General features: G+C 57.1%; 10 protein-coding genes. 5 read left to right on the top strand and 5 right to left on the bottom strand.

The features are described 5' to 3' along the window. Positions 1–500: 500 nt before the first annotated feature. The 5 genes from GSQ91_RS03835 to rpmI all read right to left on the bottom strand — a co-directional run bounded on the left by GSQ91_RS03835 (position 501) and on the right by rpmI (position 7,778). On the bottom strand, positions 501–4,133 hold the full coding sequence (locus GSQ91_RS03835) for a carboxypeptidase-like regulatory domain-containing protein (protein WP_158819925.1): 3,633 nt from the start codon (positions 4,131–4,133) through the stop codon (positions 501–503). 508 nt (positions 4,134–4,641) lie between these two features. Continuing rightward, positions 4,642–5,466 (bottom strand): SDR family oxidoreductase, encoded by an 825-nt coding sequence (locus tag GSQ91_RS03830; RefSeq protein ID WP_254064347.1) that lies wholly within the window; start codon positions 5,464–5,466, stop codon positions 4,642–4,644. After that, positions 5,463–6,848, bottom strand: coding sequence for an FAD-binding oxidoreductase (locus GSQ91_RS03825; protein ID WP_158819924.1), 1,386 nt, complete (start codon positions 6,846–6,848; stop codon positions 5,463–5,465). The genes GSQ91_RS03830 and GSQ91_RS03825 overlap by 4 nt, the downstream gene beginning before the upstream one ends. 177 nt (positions 6,849–7,025) lie before the next feature. Next, positions 7,026–7,403, bottom strand: coding sequence for a 50S ribosomal protein L20 (gene rplT, locus GSQ91_RS03820; protein ID WP_158819923.1), 378 nt, complete (start codon positions 7,401–7,403; stop codon positions 7,026–7,028). Between the two features lie 177 nt (positions 7,404–7,580). Further along, positions 7,581–7,778 (bottom strand): 50S ribosomal protein L35, encoded by a 198-nt coding sequence (rpmI, locus tag GSQ91_RS03815; protein WP_014263501.1) that lies wholly within the window; start codon positions 7,776–7,778, stop codon positions 7,581–7,583. Between the two features lie 221 nt (positions 7,779–7,999). Between rpmI and GSQ91_RS03810 the strand changes: the two genes are divergently transcribed. The 5 genes from GSQ91_RS03810 (at position 8,000) to GSQ91_RS03790 (ending at position 17,034) form a co-directional block, all read left to right on the top strand. Next, complete coding sequence (locus GSQ91_RS03810) at positions 8,000–9,148, top strand: acyltransferase family protein (protein ID WP_371417081.1); 1,149 nt, start codon at positions 8,000–8,002, stop codon at positions 9,146–9,148. A gap of 105 nt (positions 9,149–9,253) precedes the next feature. Continuing rightward, the gene (locus GSQ91_RS03805; protein WP_158819921.1) at positions 9,254–11,308 is read left to right on the top strand and encodes a M13 family metallopeptidase; all 2,055 of its coding nucleotides are present in this window, start codon (positions 9,254–9,256) and stop codon (positions 11,306–11,308) included. Between the two features lie 145 nt (positions 11,309–11,453). Beyond that, positions 11,454–12,218: an aquaporin Z gene (aqpZ, locus tag GSQ91_RS03800; protein ID WP_158819920.1), complete on the top strand. Its 765-nt coding sequence runs from the start codon at positions 11,454–11,456 to the stop codon at positions 12,216–12,218. A gap of 288 nt (positions 12,219–12,506) precedes the next feature. Next, the gene (gene gyrB, locus GSQ91_RS03795) at positions 12,507–15,146 is read left to right on the top strand and encodes a DNA topoisomerase (ATP-hydrolyzing) subunit B (RefSeq protein ID WP_158819919.1); all 2,640 of its coding nucleotides are present in this window, start codon (positions 12,507–12,509) and stop codon (positions 15,144–15,146) included. Positions 15,147–16,278: 1,132 nt separating this feature from the next. Further along, positions 16,279–17,034 (top strand): TnsA endonuclease N-terminal domain-containing protein, encoded by a 756-nt coding sequence (locus tag GSQ91_RS03790; protein WP_158819918.1) that lies wholly within the window; start codon positions 16,279–16,281, stop codon positions 17,032–17,034. The last annotated feature ends 1 nt before the right edge of the window (position 17,035 follow it).

The raw sequence follows: 17,035 nt of genomic DNA, 5'->3' as shown, positions 1-17,035 counted from the left end.
ACCCAGCGAGGTGTAGGCAATCGCTTAGCCAAACAAAAAAGTTTACAGATAGACCTTATTTTTCTTGAAAATTCGGCCAACATTCGACCGGAGCGAATGCATCAAGTACACCAAAGATACAATTTTCAGTAAATTCGTGGACGGGTTCTGACGCAATTATCCCATTTTTGGGATTTATCGCAATGCGATATTATTTACTGCATTTACAACCACAAAAGTGTGCAGTAAGCCTACCTGCCCTATCTGTGATAGCCGCTATGGTGCAGCTGGGGAAAGCGTCCTAAGTTTTACAGGCTTCAATCCGTACGGGCATCCAAGCCCTGGTTTTGCAACCGAATAAGCCGCAAGCATCCACGATCTTGAGCGAAGTCCGCAACACCATTCTTTTGGCAAGCGGATTCCTGTAGGCTGCACCTATCAAAAAAAGCGAGGCTTCCACCGCAGGAACACCTTTCGATGTCTTGCGGTAAAAGCCTCGCACTCGTTTCAAAGGGTCTCGGTTAGAAGTAAACCTTGCCGACGAGCTGGAATACACGAGCTGGTGTTGGATCCTGATTTGGATCGGCAGTCGCTTGTACTGTGGTCACTACACCAAACGTTGATTTACTACCCGCGAAATTTCCACCAGGCGCCGCAAAATTCGCATGGTTGAACGCGTTGGCCGCTTCAATCCTAAGTTGGACATAACGATCCGTATGCGCAGCGGAGAAGTGGAAGTTCTTGGAGAGTTGAAGGTCCGTGTAGTTGTAACCGGGACCGTGAAGGAGAGAGTTGCGCTTTACGTTTCCGTAGGTTCCAACCGGCTCGTCAGTAAAGGTAGAGGGATCGAAATAGAAGTGACCGGTGATGGGATTGCCTTCTCCATCCGATAAAGTCTGGACCTTCCTGATGTCCTCGTGCTTGATGTGGAAGCTCGAAGTTACAGGCGTATCGCCACAGCCGAAGTAGCTATAGCCATCGCACCATAAGGACCTGTCTGCTCCCTCCGCGATACCGATCGGAAATCCTGTCTGGAGGACGGTAACACCGCCAACTTCCCAGCCTGCGAGCGTCTCGCGGAGAAGGGCGTTTGAGCGGATGGCAGCAAAGACTGGCACCTCATAGACATACGAAGCTACAAACCGATGACGAGCATCGTAGTCGGAGTCTCCATAGTTGAGGTAGGTGAAACCGGGTGTCGATATCTGAACGTGACCGGCACCTTGCGACTCACTTCCTGTCGAACTCTCATAGCCTGAGCCATTGTCCAGGGCATGCGAATAGGTGTAGGCAAAGGTGCCACTAAAGCCATGGGAGCGAGATTTCACAAGGCTGACCTGTAGAGAGTTATAGCTTGACGCGTTTTCGGTGGTCTGTGTGGCGATGCTGGTGTACCAAGGAGTTCCATTGGGTAAACCTGCCGGATTACTAGGAACGAGAGCAGCAGCATCAGCAGTAAACTGCGGAAAATACTGATGAATCGCGCCAGCCAATCCGCTGTTGCAGTTGTAGTTCGATGGATATCCGGCTGGGACAGAGCCTGCTAAGCAGGCTGCGTGGCCGGCAGCAGTAATCGGGTCGCCTTCATACCAGCTAGCCAGATGGCGTCCGAGGGAGCCGACATAACCGACCTGCAATAGAAGGGTGCTCGACAGAGACCGCTGTACGTTGAGGTTGAAGTTTTCGACGTAGGGAACGGTGTACTGGCTCGGATTGAAGGTCGCAAGACCCAGGGAATGGTAGAGACCGGCCCAATTGATGGTTGCGCCTGCTGTCGGAACCGTGAAGGGGAAGACATTGGGCTCTGACACCGCTGCAGTGCCCGTAACATCCGAAAAGGGTGAGGTAAACGCAGGGCTTCCGCCAACGTCGGCTGCGCCATGCGAGAACAGGAAAAATGGCGGATCTTCAAGGTTTTGCAGCGACTGCTCTTCCTGATCGCGGTTGTAGTAGATACCGTAACCGCCGCGAATGGAGAAACTATGCGAGCCGGGCGCACCTGTCAGCCAGGGGAGTCCGGAGTCCGGGGACCACGCAAAACCGAAACGCGGACCGAAGCGGTTAAAGTGTGTGGTGGGACCGCCAGCGCGATTGCAGCCAGGATCACCAGGAAATCCGAGTCCCGGAGGGGCTCCGGGGAAGACAACGGATTCGGTGGAAGAGAGAGACCAGCAGTTGATCCCAAGACCTCCAAATTGAGCATTTTTGGTGGGAGCTTCCACATCCCATGCAATGCCATAGTTGAGGGTCAGCGTTGAGGTGGCCTTATAGCTATCCTGGGCATACGCATAGATTTCAGAGGCAAGCACATTGATGTCGCCATTGCTGGTCTGCGCGTAGGTATCAGGAATACCCAGTTCAAAGTCGAGGATCGGGTCGCCCGAGGTATAAAGTCCGCCCCCACCCGTACCACCCGAGTAGCCGAAGTTTCCGTTGTTGTCGAAGGCGAATGGGTTGTCGACCCGGAACTGTTCATAGGAGCCACCGAATTTGAGAGAGTGTCCTCCAACGATCTTCGTAAAATTGTCGCTGAAGGTGAGGTTACTATCCAAGCGAGGCTGTGGGCCTTCAAGACTGTTGCCCACCTGGAACGAGCCAATCGACAGGTAGGGGAAGCCCGGCGATGTAGTGTTCTGCGGGGTGATTCCGGTAAACCCGTAGGAACTTGGCAGCGCAGGGTTCGCTGGCTCTACCGCCTTAAAGTTGAACCGGTAGTAGCTGGCTCGCAGTTCATTCAGGGTGCTGGCATTGAAGGTGTGCGTATAAGCACCGCTAAATATCTTGAAGTGTTCCGCTTGCACCGTGCCGAATCCCGGGAGGCTACCGCCTCCAAAGGACTGTGAGGCAGTGGAGGGGCTGGACTGGAAGACCGACGAGCCCCAGATGGTGTCGCGTGAGGTGGGCGTGTAGTCGACACGAATGACGCCTTGATCCTGCGCCGCCGTGTCGGAGGAGTTGAAGTTGTAAATATCGCCTGCAGAGTTCGCTTGTGGAATGTATTTTTGCGTAATGCTGGAGGCAAGCGAGTTCCACGCTGACGTCGGTACATTTACTGCCGTTGTGCCATTTACCGCCGGAAAGCATGAACTCCAGGTGGAGCCCTGGGGGCACCCGAGGGCACCGACAATGTTGTTCGGAATCGGATTTGAGGTCAGGCCGCCGCTATTCGTACCCCCACTGGCAAAATTCGAATCGTTGGTAAAATTGCCCGCTAAATCCGCAGCAGTAAGGGTAGTCGAACTTGTCGGGGCGCCAGTACGGCTGCGTAGCCCCTGATAGGCCAGGAACAGGAAGAGCTTGTCGTGTATCACCGGGCCGCCCAAGGTACCGCCGTAGAGATTCTGATGAAACTGCGGCTTTAGCGTAGACAGGTAGGGAGTCGCGTTCAGGAACGTATCCCGGTAGTACTCGAACGCATTGCCGTGGAGATGGTTAGTGCCAGACTTTACGATCTGATTCACGATGGCGCCGGAGTTGCGAGCGAACTCCGGATTCATGGTGCTGGTGATGATGTTCTCTTCCTGGAGGGCATCAGGGTTGACCTGAATGCCTTCACTCTGAAGCGGGCCATCGTTGATGTCCACACCGTTGAGGGAATAAGAGTTCGCGGGAGTCTGGCTGCCGTTGGTCGAGAAGCTGCCGAAGCGGTCGGAAGATTCGACGACGCCAGGATTCAGCTTCTGCAGTCCAGCAGCATCGCGCCCCAGCAAGGGGATCTCCTCGAGCTGGGTGGCAGTCACAATCTGCTTCAACTGCGTGTCGGCTGTTTCGACCTGAAGACCTGTCGCGTTGACCTCCACGGTCAGATTGCTGCCGCCAACCACCAACTTGACGTCCACATCGCGGTTGTCGTTCACATTGAGAGTGAGATTGCCCGTCGTCGCCTTATCGAATCCATTGGCAGTGATCGTAACGGCATAGGGACCGCCTGCCTGCAACTGCGGCACCACGTAGTAGCCCTTGCTGTCCGTCTTTGCAGTAGTCGTGATGCTTGTACTGCTATTGACTACCGTGATCAGAGCACCAGGGACAACAGCGCCGGTTGGGTCGGTTACCGTGCCATGCAACGCGGCGTACAGATTCTGGGCGCTCATCAAAGAAGGAGCCGAGAGCACTACTGCCAACAGGGCGAATTTTGCAAGCCAATTGCGCATTTTAGGTGAATCTCCTCAAACTGAAGTTGTCTATCGATCTCCACTAAACGGAGCAACCGGAAAACTTGCGACGTCTACCAAGGAATAAAAGGTAGGAATTTTGGGGGATGCTAATAGGGCCCAGTTCTGCTATATCCAAACAGGTGTAGCAATCCTCATGCCAAACTATTCGCCTAATCGATAGGCAATATGACGCAGACATTAAATAAGGATTTTCAATTTGCTGTCAGAAAAATCATCGCTTCGGCGACCAGAAAATCTCAAAAATGCACAGGGAGATATAAAAAATGGGATTCTACGAAAGGACGGATCAGCTAAATGTGTCTTTTTATAGAAAACTGGAGTTTCGAGGGTCGGTATTTGCTGGGCACCCCAAACCAGCCAGGAACCGACACCCTCTCGAGCAAGGATCGAGAGGGATGTTCGATGCACCGTTGCGGCTGCGGACGAGGAGCAGGCTCCTCTCTACGTTCCGAATGATTGCAGGTGAAATAAGAGCAAAAGCGCTCTACAGGTTCAGCTTCTTGAACACGCGCTCAGGGATCGCGCGAATCACCGTCATGATGATCCGCCAGATTCCCGGCACGTAGACCACGTCTGTGCCCTTATCAATCGCCTTCACCAGTGTCGCGGCGACCGTTTCTACGTCGGCAAACTTCTCGTTGCCCTTCATCGACTGCGTCATCGCCGTCTTCACCGGACCGGGTTTGATCGTCATGACGCGTACGCCTTCACGGTCAATCCGGTTGCGCAGCCCGTCGACGAAGACTGTCAGCCCAGCCTTGGACGATCCGTATACGTAGTTCGACTTGCGGCCGCGCTCGCCGGCTACCGACGACAACACCGCCAGAGTCCCGGAGTGGCGCTGCGCACAGTAGTTTGCCAGCCAGGTGAGCAGGCTGACCGGAGCCACAAAATTGGTGTGCAAAATCGGCCCAGCCTCGACAAAGCCGCGCTCTGACTTCTGCTGATCGCCGAGCACACCCAGCGCGAAGAACGCTATGTCCAGCCCAGCCAAGGAGTTGATGGCATGCGCCAGCAACTCGGGGTGGATGGAGGTGTGGTCGAGATTGGCAACAGCACTATCTATATAAGAGGCTCCACGCGTGCGCAGGTCGGCTGCGACTGCGGCCAGACGTTCGGAGTTGCGCGCGACCAGGAAGAGGCTGTCGCCGCGCTCGGCCCAGAGGCGGCAGCAGGCCTCGGCGATGCCGGAGGTCGCTCCGAGAACGAGGATGCGCCTGGGAGTGTGGTTGGGCTGATCTGGAGATGGCTTCGCTGTCGGGTTTGACGATTGCTTCGTTGGCTGATTTGGAGATTGTTTTGCGATCATTTAATACCCCCACTAATCACACGCTCCCAGAAGCTGGAGGTCAGCGCGGGGTCTTTGTAGCGGGCGAAGCGCTCCCACTGCGGGTAGAAGGCCTGGAACTGCGGCGCGGTCATGCGTGCATCCTTGGCGGGGTAGAGACGGCCACCGAACTCGCGCGTCATCTCGGCGAGGCGGTCGAAGAGTGCGAAGCTCTTCTCCGGCTTGATGGGGAAGTCGAGCGCGAGCGTGATGCCGGGCTTTGGGAAGCTCATCATACCGGGTGATTGCACATTGCCGAACGCCTTGAGTACAGCGAGGAAGCTCGCCAGGCCGGACTTGGCCACCTCAGTCAGAATCGCAACCGTGCCCTCGCGCGCGTGCTCCCATGGGATGACGTATTGGAACTGCAACAGCCCACGCTTGCCATACATGCGGTTCCAGTGCAGCACGGCGTCGAGGGGATAGAAGAATGGTTCGTAGTCCTGCAGGGCGGTCGCGCGCTTCTTCATCTGCTTATTGAAGTAGAGCGCGTTGAAGGCGCTGACCGAGAGCTTGTTGAGCGCGAAGCCCGGCAACTCGACCGGAAAGACGAGTTTGGGCTTGGCCGAAGGCTTGAGGGGTGCAGGAACCTGCGAGTGGTCGCCCTGCATGAAGATGCCGCGGCAGAAGTTTTTGCCGGTCGAGGTCACGTCGACCCAGCTCACGGTGTACTCGATGTGCTCGGCTTGCTGGGTGAGGTCGAGGAACTCATCGATGCCGTGGAATTGGATGCCCTGAAAGTCGACCATGCGGCTGACGATGGGCTTGAGCCGCACCTGCGCCCAGGTCATGACTCCCGTAAGGCCCATGCCGCCGATGGTGGCTTCGAAGTAGTCGGGATTCTGGGTCGGCGAGCAGTGCATGCGAGTGCCGTCGGAACGGACGAGCTCAAACTGCGTGACGTGGTTGCCGAACGTCCCAGCGCTGTGGTGGTTCTTGCCATGGATGTCATTCGCGATGGCGCCGCCGAGCGTGACATACTTCGTCCCCGGCGTGACGGGCAGAAAGAAGCCGCGGGGTACGGCGAAGTCCAGAATCTGCGCCAGCGTGATGCCGGTTTCGGCAGTTAGCAGACCGGTCGCGGCGTCGAACCCCAGCAGGCGGTTCATCGAGGTCGTCTGGAGCAGCGTGCCGTCCTTCAACAGACACACATCTCCATAGCTGCGTCCCATACCTACCGCTAACGCTCCGTGGTGGACACCGTCGATGGCTCGGGGAAAGTCTCCCTGCCAGTGCAGCGGAATTACAGTTGCTCCGTACGCGGGATAGCGCCCCCAGGACTCAAAAGGAGGTACGCCTTCGAAAGGCGGCTCCTCATCAATAGCTGTTGCTGGGGGGAACTGTAATTCGGCGGGAGCAGGCATAGCTCAAGGATAGCTGATGCAGACCTGTTCAACCGTTGTGCGGAACGAGCAAGAAGTGCTCGCAAAGAATATTCCACAAAGGAAGGCAGGAGCGCCTTTCATAAACTCAAAAATAGCTACACGACAAAGCAAAGGGCGTAGCCGAAGCCACGCCCTTTTATTCCTGCTTGCGAAACGTTACGCTGCAACCTTCTTGGCGCTCTCGAGCCCGGCCTTGGCCTGCGCTGCAAGAGCGGCGAAACCAGCGGGGTCGTTGGCGGCGATGTCGGCGAGGATCTTGCGATCGAGGCCGTTGCCTGCCTTCTTGAGGCCGTTGATGAAGAGCGAGTAGCTCAGGCCGTTGATGCGGGCCGCCGCGCCGATGCGCACGATCCACAGCGAACGGAACTGCCGCTTCTTCTGCTTGCGGCCGATATAGGCAAACTTCAGGCCGCGTTCGACGGCTTCCTGGGCTGCCTGATAGAGCTTGGATTTGGTGAGGAAGTAGCCACTCGCGCGCTTGAGGATCTTTTTGCGGCGGTCGCTGCGTTTTGTACTCCGTTTTACACGGGGCATGTCATTCTCCTTTTGCGTACTGCGTTCAAGCGGCTGGAGGTAAGGGTGGTGGGCCTCTTCACTCGCTTACAACTTCGAATCTCAGTGGGTTGGCGTTGGCCTAACCCAGGGGCCTCAACGCTTGAGCGGCCCTGATGAAACAACTCGATTCGAATAACTTTTCAATCTCTCCTACGCTTACGCGTAAGGGAGCATACGGGCGACCTTCGGGGTATCCGCCACGGAAACAAGCACGATCTTGCCAAGTTTGCTCTTGGTTTTGGTCGCCTTCGAGGTGAGGATATGGCGCATCTTGGACTGGCCGCGCTTGAACTTGCCGGTACCAGTCTTCTTGAAGCGCTTGGCCGCGCCGGAGTGTGTCTTCAACTTTGGCATGGGATTCCTAACGGAAATACTGCTATTTACAACAGCAATCAGTATAGCAGAAAGGCAGGAAACAGCGGATAGGAAACAGGAAAGAGCCAAGGCAGAGCACGCCAACGCCCCCTAAGCCGCCAAGCGCGGCGAGCCTCGTCGCTCGCCTCCCAAAACTTGTTCCCGTAGCATAAGAAGCGTCCGGAAGAAATGGTTCAGACAGGCGAAAGAGGGGTAGTTGATTGCTGCGTTTGCGGCGCATAACAAGCGGGGCCAGCTGGATTCCACAGATCGATGGACTGCGCTTTATGGCAATAATCGCCGTACTTCTTGTGCATGTGCTTGGAGAAGTAACCCGTCAAGGACGGCCACTGCCCGCACTTCCATACAGCGCCCATTGGATCATCAACATCTTCCAAAACGGTGGCCGCGGAGTTCGGCTCTTTTTTGCAATTAGCGGCTATATTCTGGCGCGGCCCTTTCTGCGCCAGCACCGCCTTGGAGGACCTGCAGTCAAGCTTCGCTCCTACTTCTTACGCCGCATTACGCGGCTGGAGCCGCCGTACATTCTGTCTCTTCTGATCTACACGGCTGCTCTGTATCTGGCATTCCATAGATCCCTGCATGCGATGCTGCCACACCTGCTGGCGAGCCTGGGCTATGCCCACATGTTTGTTTTTCATTCGGGAAGCACGATCAATTTTGTGACCTGGAGCCTGGAAATCGAGATCCAGTTCTATATCCTGGCTCCGTTCCTGGGAAACCTCTACCGAATCGAGAACGCCGTTCTGCGCCGGGGAACCATCGCTGCGCTTGTCTTGTTTTTTTGCTTCGTAAACAGCCGCCCCATCCCATTCACTGCCTATGATCGGACGCCGCTCTTCTATATGCAGTATTTCCTCTCCGGTTTTCTGCTGACGGATCTCTTGGAATATCCGCGGCATACGAGCCGGCAGACATGGACCTGGGACCTTGTCAGCCTGGTGGGATGGCCAGCCATTTTCCTTGTCGGACATGTAGGCGACGCGCCGGCATGGCTACCTTTGATCATTATTCCGGTTTACCTGGCAGCTTTCTACGGCAAGGCCTCCAACTGGTTCTTTCGGCAACCTTTTGTAGCCCTGACCGGAGGCATGTGCTACTCCATCTACCTGATGCATATGCTGATTATCTCGGTCTCGTTTCGCGCGATCCAATATCTGCAGATGCCCGGAAACGCAGAGACCCTCGCAGTCCAGATGGCGCTCTTGATAGCGGTAACACTGGCGCTGTCCACTGCCTACTTTGTACTGATCGAGAGGCCCTGCATGGATCCCAGGTGGCCCCAGAAGTTGTGGCGAAAGATACGCCGGATGGAAGGCGAAGAAATCCCCCAGATCGCTGCTCCATAGCCACCTCAAGCACTGCTTCTGGTGAAGCCGGAGCCTGACGGAACAACAGCGCCTTAAGGCAGATTGAGTGTGGAGCGTTGTAGGATGGCTCTCATTGGAGAACCCATGCTCTCGAAGCCTCTGTTCGTTGTGGCTACTGCGCTCGCCGCTTCCGCCATTTGTCTGTCCGCACAACAGCCTGCGGCCCCGCAGCCGTTGCAGGCGATGCCCTATTCGCCCTCGCTGGATGTCACGAGCCTCGACCGCACGGCGGATCCCTGCGTGGACTTCTACAAGTTCTCCTGCGGTGGCTGGCTGAAGAACAATCCGATCCCAGCCGATCAGGCTGCGTGGGATGTCTATGCCAAGCTCGCCAATGACAATCAGCAGTTTTTATGGGGCATTCTCGAAGAGGATGCCAAGGCAACGAACCGCACGCCCGTGCAGCAGAAGGTCGGCGATTACTTTGCCGCCTGCATGAACACCTCGGCCATCGACGTGCTCGGCGATAAGCCGGTGCAGCCTGAGTTGGGCCGCATCGACGCGTTGAAGACGCGAGCCGAGTTGCTTGCCGCGCTCACACGCCTGCACCATGAGTATGCTGGCAGCTTCTTCTTCGGCTCGGGCACGGACCAGGATGCGATCGACTCCTCCGTCATCATCGTTGAAGTGGAAGCGGGTGGACTCGGCTTACCCGACCGCGATTACTACCTGAAGACCGACGACAAGAGCGTCAAGATACGCGAGCAATATGTTGCGTACATTCAGCAACTGCTCTCTCTTGCGGGCGAGCCAGCCGAGAAGACCAAGGCCGATGCCGCCGCCATCCTGCATATAGAGACCGCGTTGGCCAAGGCGTCGCTAACCCGCGTCGAGCTCCGCGATCCGCACAGCATCTATCACATGATGACCGTTGCCGAGCTCGCGAAGCTGGCGCCTTCGATCGACTGGCCGCTCTACTTCAGCACCCAGGGAGCGCCCGGCGTGACGAAGCTGAACGTCTCGCAGCCGGCGTTCATGAAAGCCGTCGAAGCCGAGCTCGCCACGGAAGACGTGGCGGCGCTACGAGCGTACCTGCGCTTTCATCTGCTCACCTCCGCCGCGACCTACCTTGCGCATCCATTCGAGCAGACCAACTTCGACTTCTACTCGAAGACGCTGCGCGGCGTTCCTGTGATGCCTCCGCGCTGGAAGACCTGTACCCGTGCGGTCGACCGCAACCTCGGCGAAGCTCTGGGGCAGGAGTTCGTGCGGCGCACCTTCTCGGCCGACATGAAGGCCCGCACCCAACTCATGACCGAGCAGATCGAGACGGCCATGCAGCATGAGATCGAGAGCCTGCCCTGGATGAGTCCGGCGACCAAAGAGGAGGCGCTGCGCAAGCTGCACGCCATTCGCAACAAGATCGGATATCCCGAGCACTGGCGCGACTACTCGACGCTCGAGGTCAAGCCGGACGACTATGCCGGCGATGTTGTACGTGCCTACCGCTTTGAAGATGCGCGCGAATGGCACAAGCTGGGCAAACCGGTCGACCTGAACGAGTGGGGCATGACGCCGCCGACCGTGAACGCCTACTTCAACCCGCAGATGAATGACATCAACTTCCCGGCGGGCGTGCTGCAGCCACCTCTATACGACCCGAAGCTCGATGACGCGCCAAACTACGGCAACACGGGCGGGACCATCGGACATGAACTGACTCATGCCTTCGACGATGAGGGGCGGCAGTTCGATGCCAAGGGCAATCTGCGCGACTGGTGGACTGCAGAGGATGCGAAGGGCTTTGAGGACCGCATCAACTGCATCCGCGACCAGTATGCGGGCTATGTGATCGTCGACGACACGCACATCAACTCCAAGCTCACCAGCGGCGAGGACGTCGCCGACCTGGGTGGAGAGTTGCTGGCCTACATCGCGTGGAAGAAGCAGACCGAGGGCGTGAAACTGACGGACGTCGAGGGCTTTACCCCGGATCAACGCTTCTTTGTGGGCATGGCACAGTGGGCGTGCGAGAACGACCGCCCGGAGAACCTGCGCGTGCATGCCGCGACCGATCCGCACTCGCCGGGCTTTGCGCGCATCAACGGCGTGGTCTCGAACATGCCGGAGTTCCAGAAGGCCTTCGGCTGCAAGGCGGGCCAACCGATGGTGCATGCGCCGTCATGCCGGGTCTGGTAGACCCGGCAATAGCAAAAACGAACACAAAGGACACGAAAAAAAACGGCGTAATGCAAACATATTTGCATTACACGAGCAGAATCTTGCTCTAAACTGGCTCCGTTTCAGATACAACACGAACGAAGATGTGAACCTTGGAGGAAGTATGCAGATAGCGCTTTCACGGCGTTGTATTGCCGAGTTCTTTGGGACATTCTGGCTGGTCTTCGGCGGTTGCGGAGCGGCGATTCTAGCTTGCGGGTTTCCGGCGTTCGGCATCGGCTTTGTCGGTGTGGCGCTGGCCTTTGGCCTGACCGTGCTGACGATGGCCTATGCCATCGGCCACATCTCTGGCTGCCACCTCAACCCTGCGGTCACGCTCGGACTCGTGGCCGGCAAGCGCTTTCCGGCGAAGGAGATCCTTCCTTACTGGATTGCGCAGATCGTTGGCGGCATCGCCGCGGCTGGCGTGCTGTATGTGATTGCCTCCGGCCAAACCGGCTATGCGGTAGGCGGTTTTGCCTCCAATGGCTACGGCCCTAGTATGTCTGGCGGCTTTGGCTCGCCCGGCGGCTATAGCCTCATCGCCTGCCTGGTAGCCGAGGTCGTATTGACCTTCTTCTTCCTGATCGTGATTCTGGGCGCAACCGACCAGCGCGCGGCCAAGGGGTTTGCACCGCTGGCGATTGGTCTCTGCCTGACCCTGATCCATTTGATCGGCATCCCGGTCACCAACCTTTCGGTGAACCCGGCGCGGTCAACCGGTCCGGCAATTATTGCGGGAGGGTTGGCGCTGCAACAGTTGTGGCTATTCTGGGTCGCTCCGCTGGTGGGAGCCGTGCTTGCAGGACTCTTCTATAGCTCAGTGCTGGCAGAGCATGAGGCACCTCCCGTAGCGGAGGAACCGATAACCTACTCGGCCCCGGCGTAAAACCGTGGCATCTGCCACAAAAGGCCCTCGAGTCTCGCGCTCGGGGGCCTTTTGTTCTTTGGGCTTCAAACCCTTTTGAAATGTTTGACTAAAGCTCTCTGGAAAACCCCTGAATTTACGCTTTTTGTTCGTACCCCAGGACCCTCCCACGACACTCCGGAGGGAGGCCTGTTCGTGCTATACTTAGGAGTCGAAAATCTTAGCAAACAGCCTGTATTTTCAAGGTTTTTGCGCCTTTCCCCGATAGCTTTCGAGCCAGCCGGGTAAGACCCATGGAGCGTTCCGTTCGTGCCTGAAGAAATCATCCCCGCAACAGCCAGCAGCCAGACTCCCCCGCCGCAGCCAGGAACCTATACCGGCGAAAATATCACCATTCTTGAAGGCCTTGCGGCGGTTCGCCTGCGCCCTGCCATGTACATCGGTTCGACCGGCGAGCAGGGGCTGCATCATCTGGTCTATGAGGTCGTCGACAACTCCGTCGACGAGGCGCTTGCAGGCCATGCGACGCGCATCGACGTAACCATCCACGTCGACAACTCCATCACCGTCGTCGACGATGGCCGTGGCATCCCCGTCGACAATAAGACACTGCCTACCGGTGAGACCATGCCCGCGGTGCAGGTTGTACTGACCATGCTGCATGCCGGCGGCAAGTTCGATGCATCGAACTACAAGGTCTCGGGTGGTCTGCACGGCGTCGGCGTCAGCTGCGTCAATGCGCTCTCGGAAGAGTTCGATGTCGAGATCTGGCGCGACGGCTTCGCCTGGGAGATGGACTACTCCAAGGGCGACCCCATCAGCGCACTGCGGAAGATGGGTCCCTCCAAGCGCCGCGGTACCAAGATCCACTTCCTGCCCGACAAGAGCATCTTTACCGTCACCGAGTACAACTTCGACACACTCGCCAACCGTCTGCGCCAGCTCGCGTTCCTGAACAAGGGCATCGAGATCTCTCTGACCGACGAGCGCCAGGTCGACACCAAAGGCGAGACGAAGTCGCAGGTCTACAAGTACACGGGCGGCATCGCGGAGTTCATCAAGCTGCTCAACAAGGGCAAGCAGGTGCTCCACGAAAAGCCCATCTACATGGAGACCGAGCAGGGCAACGTCGTCATGGAGATTGCGCTGCAATACAACGACGCTTACTCCGAGACGGTCTTCTCGTTTGCCAACAACATCAACACGGTAGACGGCGGCACGCATCTTTCTGGCTTCCGTACGGCGCTGACGCGCACCATCAACGTCGCGGGCCAGCAGCTTGGCCTGTTCAAGGACGTGAAGGAAAACCTTTCAGGCGATGATGTGCGCGAGGGCCTGGTGGCCGTGGTCAGCGTCAAGCTGCCGCAGCCGCAGTTCGAAGGCCAGACCAAGGGCAAGCTGAACTCCGACATCGCAGGCCAGGTGCAGGCGTTCGTGAACGAGCGGCTGGGCGCATTCCTCGAACAGAACCCCTCAGTCGCGAGGAAGATCATCAATAAGGCCATCGATGCCTCGCGTGCTCGCGAAGCGGCCCGCAAGGCCCGTGACCTTACTCGCCGCAAGGGAGCCCTCGACGGGGGTGGCTTGCCGGGCAAGCTTGCCGACTGCTCTGAGCGCAGGCCGGAACTGTGTGAGCTGTACCTCGTCGAGGGTGAATCGGCCGGCGGTACCGCCAAGCAGGGCCGCGATCGTAAGTTCCAGGCCATCCTTCCGCTCAAGGGTAAGATCCTCAACGTGGAGAAGGCACGCTACGACAAGATGCTGGGCCACGAAGAAATCCGCGCGATGATTACCGCGCTCGGTACCGGCATCGGCAAGGATGACTTCGATACCGCGAAGCTGCGCTACGGCAAACTGATCCTGATGACCGATGCCGACGTCGACGGATCGCACATCCGCACGCTGCTGCTGACGTTCTTCTTCCGCCACATGCAGGAGCTGATCAAGCGTGGGCACGTGTACATTGCCCAGCCGCCACTCTTCCGCATCAAGAAGGGCAAGTTCGAACAGTACATCAAGGACGAGCGCGAGTACGTGCAGGTGATGGTCAAGCGCGCGTCGGACGGCATGATTATCCGCTACGGCGAGGGCGGCGCAAAGCTCGAAGGCAAAGAGCTGACCAAGTACATGTCGCAGCTCAACGACTACCTCGGATTCTTCGATAAGGTTGTCAAGCGTTTGCGCAATGAAGACGTTGTACGTGCGTTCGCTGAGATCTTCAACAACGAGGGCAAGGACTCCGTTCGCCGTGCAGACTTCGAGACAGCCGACAAGCTGAAGGAGATGCGCGCACGGCTCAAAGAGCTGGAGCGCCCGCAGCTCTTCAAGCATGTCTCCGAGATTGAGTTCGACGAAGAGCATCGCACTTACTCTGTCTCGTTCACCGACTCGCAGGGAGCAGTTCGGCACATCGACTGGACCCTGGCTGTAGCACCGGAGGCTCGCCAGTTGCTGGCCAAGCACGCGCAGATCCGCGAGCAGCTTGTAGGGCCGTTCCTGATCGAGTACGCAGGGAAGGCCACTGCCGCTGCGACGAAGACCGTAGAGGAGCAGGCCGAGCAGGATCTCGAGGACACCGAAGAGGTCGAACTGGAAGGCGCAGTCGATGCAGGTGCTGCTCCCGTAGAGGCAGCCAAGCCGGTGAAGCGCTCGGCGAAGGTCTCACAGGACCCCGTCGAGAAGAAGACGCTGCGTGAGGTCTTCGAGTACGTCATCGAACAGGGCAAGAAGGAATACCAGGTCCAGCGCTACAAGGGCCTCGGCGAGATGACCGCGCCACAGCTCTGGGAGACCACGATGGATCCTGCCCGCCGCACGTTGCTCCAGGTGAAGCTCGAGGACATCGCCGCGACCGAAGAGATCTTCACCACGCTGATGGGTGAGGATGTCGAAAGCCGCCGGAAGTTCATCGAAGAGAACGCGTTGGATGTAAAGAATCTGGACATCTAAACAATAGCTTTTGTAGACGGACACATAACCCGAAATTTTGGACGCATAAAGTGGTATTTATGGACGTATAAAGTGATATTCGTATCTTCTTTCGAAAATCATCCTACTAGAGTCCACCTTGACGCCAATGTAGGTTCGATACTGGCCTTGTTGCCGGAAGCGGGCCTTCTCCCGCCACGCTTTGAGGCCACAAAGCGCGGCGGCAAAGAAAAGCTATAAGTATGGGATAGGTTTCCGAGAGCTATCCGCGCCTGGAGATAGAAATGTCGAATCCAGATGAGCAAGGTTCATGCGCGTTGAGAAGGAGCACGTGGTCGTGGCGATTCTGATTGTCAAGCGATCAAACGTGGGTGAGGTCTAGAGCCATCTCGGTGGTTGTGGAGGGGACGTGTTGTTCGAGTTGGCTGTGCGTGTCAGAGTCTAGCTGTGCACCTCTGTGGGAGATAGATCGGCAAAGCTTCGATTGCGAAGCATCAACATCCATAGAGCGCCTAAAGCGGGCGAACAGAATTAACTCATGGATTGCCGCTGGGCTCAGGCATGATGCAGCCTCGATAAGCTCACCCATCGCCGATGAGAACTGGGCTCCTGGAACGAACTGGCTGATCGGAACGCAGAAATACGTAGCTAATTCATTGATGTCAAAGAACGAGGGTCTATACGTTCCATTTTCCCATCGACACACGGTATTGGGCGTGGTCTTCATTGCGCTTCCGAGTTCTGCCTGCCCGATCACACGGCTCTTTGCGTTTAGGCGCAGATGACGAATCATTGCCCCGACGTCTTGAAAGAATCCGAGTTGGTCCGGTTTCTTGTGCCCCATGCACCGCCACCACACTGAAACCCTATCATCGCACGACTTGATGGCCGTATGTCAGTCCTCCCGAGCCCAGGGCCCCACGCAGCAGGGTGACCGTCCAGATCGCACATCGGCTGCCCAGTTGGGAACGATGCACTCCGACGACACCAGACCTCGCGAGGGCCTCCCAAAGAGGGTTCTTAATTCCTGTTTCAGGAAATATTTTTCCACAGCTTGGAGGGGCACGTCTCCGACGGGGAACCATAGAAAACTCTACCTTTTTCGATTTTTCCACAGCTTGACCCTTCCTGAACGCGCACCCATGATTGCGCCATGTTCATTCCAAAAATAACGGCACAGGACAAAGGGAAAAGCCAACTGGTCTTTTCAGACCCGATGGAACCCTTTAGCTATGAGAAGCTCACCCAGATGCGCCCGGTTCGGGCTCCAGTGCGAACGTACCGGGGGGCACGAGGCCTGGTCGCGGATCTCGATGGGCTGCGATCCTTCGGAGCTGAGTCTTACCTCGAAGTGAACGCCTTGAAGGTAATCATTGCCTGCTCAAGGGCTGATTTCATTCTCGAACAGCCTTTCCACTTGAGGTACTTCGACCAGCATCATAAGTGGGTGAGTTACACGCCCGACATCCTCTTTGTACGGCATGGAAAGGTCTATGTTGTCGAAGTGAAGCCGGACAATCGCGCGACGGATGCTGCTGATCTTGCGAAGTTCAAGAAAATCACGACTCTGCTCTCAGGTTACGGCATCAGCTATCGAGTATGGCGGCAAAGTCAAATTAAGGCTGAACCAAGGCTGAGCATCGCCATCCAGCTCCTGAATTTTCGGCGAGTACAAGCATCCGGTCATGATCTCGAAGCAGTCCGTCGATACCTCCGCGACGGCAAGGATCCTTCACCACTGGCAGCTCTCGTGAAGGCAACCTGCATTGAACCCGGGGTTATCTGTCGTCTCATTCTTGCGGGCTCAATCCATCTTGATTGGGCGAGCCCTTTTAAGAGCCAGAGTTTGATCTCACTGAGTCCATTCCCCAACCGGGACTGGCCGAACGATGCTGCTGAGGAGAGGTGAA

Origin of the sequence: Granulicella sp. S156 (assembly GCF_009766105.1) — a bacterium.
In the GTDB taxonomy this organism is placed as follows: domain Bacteria; phylum Acidobacteriota; class Terriglobia; order Terriglobales; family Acidobacteriaceae; genus Granulicella.
The sequence above is the reverse complement of the archived record's forward strand: the minus strand, read 5'-3'. Positions and strand labels throughout refer to the sequence as shown.

Bases quoted from the DNA above. Each gene is read 5' to 3' on its own strand.
- GSQ91_RS03835 (WP_158819925.1), bottom strand. From the start codon at position 4,133: ATGCGCAATTGGCTTGCAAAATTCGCCCTGTTGGCAGTAGTGCTCTCG.
- GSQ91_RS03830 (WP_254064347.1), bottom strand. From the start codon at position 5,466: ATGATCGCAAAACAATCTCCAAATCAGCCAACGAAGCAATCGTCAAAC.
- GSQ91_RS03825 (WP_158819924.1), bottom strand. From the start codon at position 6,848: ATGCCTGCTCCCGCCGAATTACAGTTCCCCCCAGCAACAGCTATTGAT.
- rplT (WP_158819923.1), bottom strand. From the start codon at position 7,403: ATGCCCCGTGTAAAACGGAGTACAAAACGCAGCGACCGCCGCAAAAAG.
- rpmI (WP_014263501.1), bottom strand. From the start codon at position 7,778: ATGCCAAAGTTGAAGACACACTCCGGCGCGGCCAAGCGCTTCAAGAAG.
- GSQ91_RS03805 (WP_158819921.1), top strand. From the start codon at position 9,254: ATGCTCTCGAAGCCTCTGTTCGTTGTGGCTACTGCGCTCGCCGCTTCC.
- aqpZ (WP_158819920.1), top strand. From the start codon at position 11,454: ATGCAGATAGCGCTTTCACGGCGTTGTATTGCCGAGTTCTTTGGGACA.
- GSQ91_RS03790 (WP_158819918.1), top strand. From the start codon at position 16,279: ATGTTCATTCCAAAAATAACGGCACAGGACAAAGGGAAAAGCCAACTG.